A 5475-nucleotide genomic window follows, 5' to 3' on the forward strand; every position below is an offset into this window, starting at 1 on the left:
AATCTGGACTGGGTTTTTATAGATTAGATTGTCTGAGTTTTTCAGCAGACCCTAATTAAACTGTATATAGGTAGTAACATTAGATTTCCCATACTAACCGAAACCCTGATGGATGGATTGCCAGATTATCTACCAAAGAAAAAAGTTTGCCACCGTGATTTTTCTGAACCAGATAATATCCTATGTCAAAGATAAATAGGAAGCCTCCTTGAAGTACAAGTGATTGGCCAAAGCCCTGTAATCTGTCGGCATTTGCGATGTTGTTTTTAGCCCTTTCCTGCAGGAAAAATCCACCAGCAATATAGGCTAGATCAAGCCCAGCATTGAAGAGAAGGGCATTCTCAATCTTCTGCTGTTCTTTCAGGGATTGGCTCATTGAGAGGCCATTTGGGTCGGCTTTAAGAGCATTGTAGTATCCTAGCCCTGCAATAACCAGATTAACACCATTCCAATAACCATTCATTTGATGGAAATACTTTTCACTTCCAGATGAGGAGCTCACCAGAATAGGACTAAGTGCAATGTTAGCAGCGGCCCATGAACCTAAAACCAACATCCCTTTTTTATTTAAACTTAATCGTTCCTTGTTAAAGCCATCAAGATTTTGGGCGTTGATAGTATTTAGACTTATGAGGATTAGAAAAACAATTGGACCGGTTTTTATCATAATCTATAAAACTAACTATTGTAAAGATTGTTTTTTTTGGGGGTTAAACAAAAGAACTCTCATCCATTGAAGGCCTGTACCTTAGTAAATTTAAAGGTTGAACCATTTTAGGGGTTTATTAGGAGAAAACTAACCATTCATTTTTAAACAAAAAACAACTACTTTGTGCTAGAATAAAAAAAGGCATATTTCAGCCTGATTAAAATGATGCAATTATTCTTTAAATAAATTAATCACTACCAAATTTTAACACCTTTAATGCGATGGTTTCTGATAGTATTTTTAATCCTTCCTTACTTGGTAGAGGGACAGACGGTATGTACACCTGAAAGTAGGGAACGGCTAGGTACCACGCTTAATCGTTTGTCGAAATTAGATCTTTCAAATCGCTCAATGAATGAAGTGGCTCTTGAAATTGGTGGCTGGTTTCTCGGTACGCCTTATGTAGGTAAAACCCTAGAGCTAACTGGAGAGGAACAGTTGGTGGTGAATCTTATGGGGCTTGACTGCACCACCTACCTGGAAACTGTAGTGGCTTTGACTCGAATTGCCATGCAGAAAGATTTTACTTTCGAGGCCTACCAGAAAGAATTAGAGCTGATAAGGTACCAAGAGGGCACTCGGATGGCTTATCCATCGAGGCTTCATTATTTTTCCGATTGGATTTATCAAAACCAGGAGAAGGGCATTCTAAAGGATATAACAAAAACTATAGGTGGTGTCACTTATGAAAATGCTCCCTCCTTTATGTCTGCGAACCCCAATTTTTATTCACAACTTACTAATCCGGATTATGTGGCCCAACTTCGTACAACGGAGGAAGCAATAAGCAATCGTACTTACTATTACATTCCAAAGGAAGATGTCTTTATCCATGAAAAAAATATAAAGCCTGGGGATTTGATTGCGATCACAACTACCATTTCGGATTTAGATATTGTCCATGTGGGCTTTGCGATAAAACGGAATGGAAGGATTCACCTATTACACGCCAGCACCAATTCGATGAAGGTGGAAGTCTCGTCAAAGCCACTTCACCATTACCTAAAGGACAACAAGTCACAATCCGGTATCATGGTTGCCAGGCTGGAAAGTCAATATTGAATAGTTTTATTCTACCTGTTCAAATTTTTGTATTGCTTTTCTCCATTATTACCTTTCATCATAAATTTCTCCGTTAAAGTTTTCTATATCAAATACAAAGGTACTTTCCGGAAGCCCTTGATCTGTTTTTATGTTTGTAAATTGATAGGTAGAAATGGTTTGCCTTCTGTTGACAAGGACAATTTTCTCCAGGATTTTTGAAGCCTCATCGATCCAAAGTCTGGCCTTATGATAATCTAGCTCCGGATTGGAAAATTCAAGATAGATTTGGTCATAGGTAATTCCATCCACCAATTTTTTGCCTTCATAAATGGATTTGGTAGCCTCTTCATAAAATGGAGATAATATCAGGTCAAAACCAGTGCTATCTTCCGGGTCATAATGCAGGATGTTTACTTCCTCATCCCCCTGAATATGTATCCACATGGATTTACCATCACAAAAAATCTCTTGGTCGTCCATAAGAAGCACATATTTACCTTTGGCAAATTGAAATTTCCCCTTTTTAGAGATTGAGACTGGTTTACTTTTATTTTCAATGCTGTAGGTAAAATCAGCTGAAAAATCGTTCATTCGTTCCAAATTGGCTTTGGCTTCCGAAAGAATCATCGTAACAGTATCCTCTTGTGGTAATCCTGGAAAGCAGGCAATAAAGAGAAGCAAAAGGCTAAGCGTGATCCTTTTCATGGTTTTAGGGGTCTATTGCTTCTACAAGCTACAAAATCTCAGCTTCATTTTAAAAAAATGAAGCTTTTTTGGCTGATCAGGTAAGCTTATTTTATCATAGATTAGTAGACAGATTTGAATTTATCATTGATTGATGATTATTTCTCTCCATTTGTCTGATTCAGCAAATTCCTTTATCACCTCATTTCTTTTGATCAAAAGGTTTTTCATGTATTTTTTTAGAATAACTACATTTACAAATCTACCAATAATCCCCATTGGTGATTTAAATTCCAATCGATCGGTCATGATAGTATTATTTTCGGCAGTTTCGAAATAGTGAAAATGTTTAAAACTCTTAAAGGAACCTTGAATCATCTCATCAACAAAATAAGATGGACTTTCGAATTCAGTAATTTTGGAAGTTAGTTTTTGACTTAGGCCAAAATGTACTGCTCTCCAAGTTACATACTCTCCCAAGTTGATTAAGCCTGTTGTAACCCCATCAATCGCCTCTTCCTTGGTGTGGGCTGTGGATACCTTGTGAAGATCAATGCTTCTTGACAAATCAAAACATCTTTCAATGGGAGCATTAATTTTTGTATGTAGAATGATGGTGGTCATAAAATTTTAATGTTGTTAATTTTAGAAATTAACTTGCACATAATAAAGAGTATACAAAGTTAAATATTATTTTCCCTCAACAAGTTGGAAACACAAGGTTGTATACCAAAATATGTTTTTAAATTAAAACAAAAAAACACCAGCACCTGAAGAAGCTTTTCCTTAAGAAAATCATTCTCCTAGTACTGGTGTATACAAACAACCCAAACTTTCTTTTTTGCCAGGTTTCGATAAACCCAGCCTATTTATACTATTATTGTCCTCTAATTATTAAGGTAACTACTAACGGCTGATGCTCTTGATTGCGCATGAGACATCAAAGTATTGACAGCATTTTGAAAATCTCCGCTGCTATTTAAAAAGGTATATCCATTTAGTTCTGTCGTGGCATATGGCGCTATTAAGGCTGAATAAGCACTGTATTTTGCCTGGACGATACTTGTGCTAAAAGGTCCTGAGATCACTTCAGATACATAGGCGTCGTATTTGGCCCTATAGACATCATCTGCATACAGGTAGCCTATCAATGGCCAACTAGAGGCATTTAATCCAGAGAAATTCAGTGGTAGACTTCCTTGCTGGTTTCCAGTTTGCAAGGCTTCATTATTGTCCCATGGTATCCAGTTCAATTTCTTGGTATCCGGATTGTTGTATAAGTAATAATTGTGTGTCATTCTGCCATAGGTATCCCAGTTTTGAATGATGGTATTTACTGCCAGGTATTTTAAAAATACATCTGTATCCAGCACTTCCTCAAGACTTGTTCTCCAGGCAGCTGGATCGCTTGTTCTTGATCCATCATGCAATAGGGTCAAAAGGCTTTCAACATCTGTAAAATCTTCCTCGTCCTCATTTGTCTTCTTCACATACTCATCCTCATCGTAGGTTCCTGATGCAAAACTGGCAGCATCCCCGTCTGGCTTGTACAGGTTACCATCATTGTCATTGTATTGGGTATCTATCAGGGTATCATCTACTTCTTCCACTAGGGTATACAATCCAAAATATACCGGCCCATCACCATAATCTACATATACGGTGTAAAAGGCAGTATGTGAAGCAACTAAACCAGCATCTCGGAAAATTTCAGTGGCTACCTTTTCTCTCAACATGGACCTGTCATTGTAATTGTTTTTTAAGCTTAATTTTTTAAACCCATAAAATCTTTGGTTTTTAATTTGTGGATAATCATCCTCAAATTCATCAAAATCAAGTTTAAATGACAACTTTAAAATGCCTGACTGCCAGCTACTTTGCAAGCTCGAATTTCCTTTAAATCGAACACCTACTCTGTACCATTCATTGTCCTCGTAAAATACCTCGGCAGGTACAAACAAAGGGTCTTCGTCAGTAAAAGTAGCGGCTCCACCAGGGCCACCGCCCCCAGGTCTGCCACCGCCGCTGCTACTAGCACCGAAGGTGCCATACAAATCAGTCATGTCATCAAGCATTGCCTGCCAACGGTCTTCAGTAATGACAATATCCAATCTTTTTACTGCCAAGTCTTCAAAAACTTCATCAAAATCGGGATCAGCATCATTGCTATGCGTAGCCTCTGTCCAATCAGTTGGATCAAAATCGGTATCATCAATGACCAGCTCTTTTTCATCATCATCCTGTAAACCAATTTCTTCTACATCTTCAACACAGGAGACCATGGTGAAGATTAGGAATAATAAATACAAGTATTTTGAATACCGTAACAATGATTTTTTTTCTATTTTTTTCATTTTAGTCTAGTTTGGGCCATAACCTTTAAAATATTTTACTGGCATCTGTTGGAAGGAAAAGCCATGCCTTAATACTTTTTTATATCGTATTAATTTCTAGGGCCTCTTGCGGGTCGGCTTTCCCGTTTTTTCTTTTTTTCCAAGTAGGTCTCCAACTGATTTTCAGTTAAAGTAGCTTGCAATTCAGTATCGATTTTATCTCTTACTTCTTTGGCTGTAGACCGATCTTTCATGTCATCAGCATATTTTTCATGGATGGTCTTCCATTCAGTTGCTTGCTCCTCGGACAATCCCAATTCTTTGGTAGCTGTTTTAATTATTTCTGTTGTGGTAGGAGGTGCTGGCCTTTGGCCTCTTTGTCCTTGGGCGTAAGTCAAGGAGCTTACAGCTACCATGGCGATCACTATTAATATCTTTTTCATAAAATATTGTTTTCGTTTTCTCTTTAGACGCAAGTGATTTGAGAATCCCTCTGAAATGAATTAAAAAATATTCCATAGGTCGAAAATAAAAAGGGGAAAATGTTTAGTGCCTAAGGAAAATATACTATAAACCATTGATTGTATGGTTCTTGATATTGATTTAAGTCCAAAAAATAATCTCCAAAAGTGAAAGAAATATTTTAAATGATTGAATAAGGCACATATCAAATAAAGGCTTTGTACGGATATGGTGGCAAAGCCA

General features: G+C 37.3%; 6 protein-coding genes. 1 reads left to right on the plus strand and 5 read right to left on the minus strand.

The features are described from left to right. Positions 1-79: 79 nt before the first annotated feature. Positions 80-667 carry a hypothetical protein gene (locus tag AAC073_RS24850; protein WP_339926489.1) on the minus strand — a complete coding sequence of 196 codons (588 nt, stop codon included), beginning with the start codon at positions 665-667 and terminating at the stop codon, positions 80-82. Between the two features lie 258 nt (positions 668-925). Between AAC073_RS24850 and AAC073_RS24855 the strand changes: the two genes are divergently transcribed. Next, on the plus strand, positions 926-1771 hold the full coding sequence (locus tag AAC073_RS24855) for an N-acetylmuramoyl-L-alanine amidase-like domain-containing protein (RefSeq protein WP_339926490.1): 846 nt from the start codon (positions 926-928) through the stop codon (positions 1769-1771). A 48-nt stretch (positions 1772-1819) separates the two neighbouring features. Here the strand turns inward: AAC073_RS24855 and AAC073_RS24860 are convergent, their stop codons facing one another. The 4 genes from AAC073_RS24860 to AAC073_RS24875 all read right to left on the minus strand — a co-directional run bounded on the left by AAC073_RS24860 (position 1820) and on the right by AAC073_RS24875 (position 5213). After that, complete coding sequence (locus AAC073_RS24860) at positions 1820-2458, minus strand: outer membrane lipoprotein carrier protein LolA (protein WP_339926491.1); 639 nt, start codon at positions 2456-2458, stop codon at positions 1820-1822. Between the two features lie 123 nt (positions 2459-2581). After that, on the minus strand, positions 2582-3061 hold the full coding sequence (locus AAC073_RS24865; protein ID WP_339926492.1) for an SRPBCC family protein: 480 nt from the start codon (positions 3059-3061) through the stop codon (positions 2582-2584). 263 nt (positions 3062-3324) lie between these two features. Continuing rightward, positions 3325-4791 carry a CotH kinase family protein gene (locus tag AAC073_RS24870; RefSeq protein WP_339926493.1) on the minus strand — a complete coding sequence of 489 codons (1467 nt, stop codon included), beginning with the start codon at positions 4789-4791 and terminating at the stop codon, positions 3325-3327. Positions 4792-4880: 89 nt separating this feature from the next. Then, a complete protein-coding gene (locus AAC073_RS24875) occupies positions 4881-5213 on the minus strand; it encodes a hypothetical protein (protein WP_339926494.1) in 333 nt (110 codons plus the stop codon). Between the last annotated feature and the right edge of the window lie 262 nt (positions 5214-5475).

It is taken from the genome of uncultured Cyclobacterium sp. (genome assembly GCF_963977555.1).
In the GTDB taxonomy this organism is placed as follows: Bacteria; Bacteroidota; Bacteroidia; order Cytophagales; family Cyclobacteriaceae; genus Cyclobacterium.

Coding starts and splice junctions, on each gene's coding strand:
- AAC073_RS24850 (WP_339926489.1), bottom strand. CDS start 667: ATGATAAAAACCGGTCCAATTGTTTTTCTAATCCTCATAAGTCTAAAT.
- AAC073_RS24855 (WP_339926490.1), top strand. CDS start 926: ATGCGATGGTTTCTGATAGTATTTTTAATCCTTCCTTACTTGGTAGAG.
- AAC073_RS24860 (WP_339926491.1), bottom strand. CDS start 2,458: ATGAAAAGGATCACGCTTAGCCTTTTGCTTCTCTTTATTGCCTGCTTT.
- AAC073_RS24865 (WP_339926492.1), bottom strand. CDS start 3,061: ATGACCACCATCATTCTACATACAAAAATTAATGCTCCCATTGAAAGA.
- AAC073_RS24870 (WP_339926493.1), bottom strand. CDS start 4,791: ATGAAAAAAATAGAAAAAAAATCATTGTTACGGTATTCAAAATACTTG.
- AAC073_RS24875 (WP_339926494.1), bottom strand. CDS start 5,213: ATGAAAAAGATATTAATAGTGATCGCCATGGTAGCTGTAAGCTCCTTG.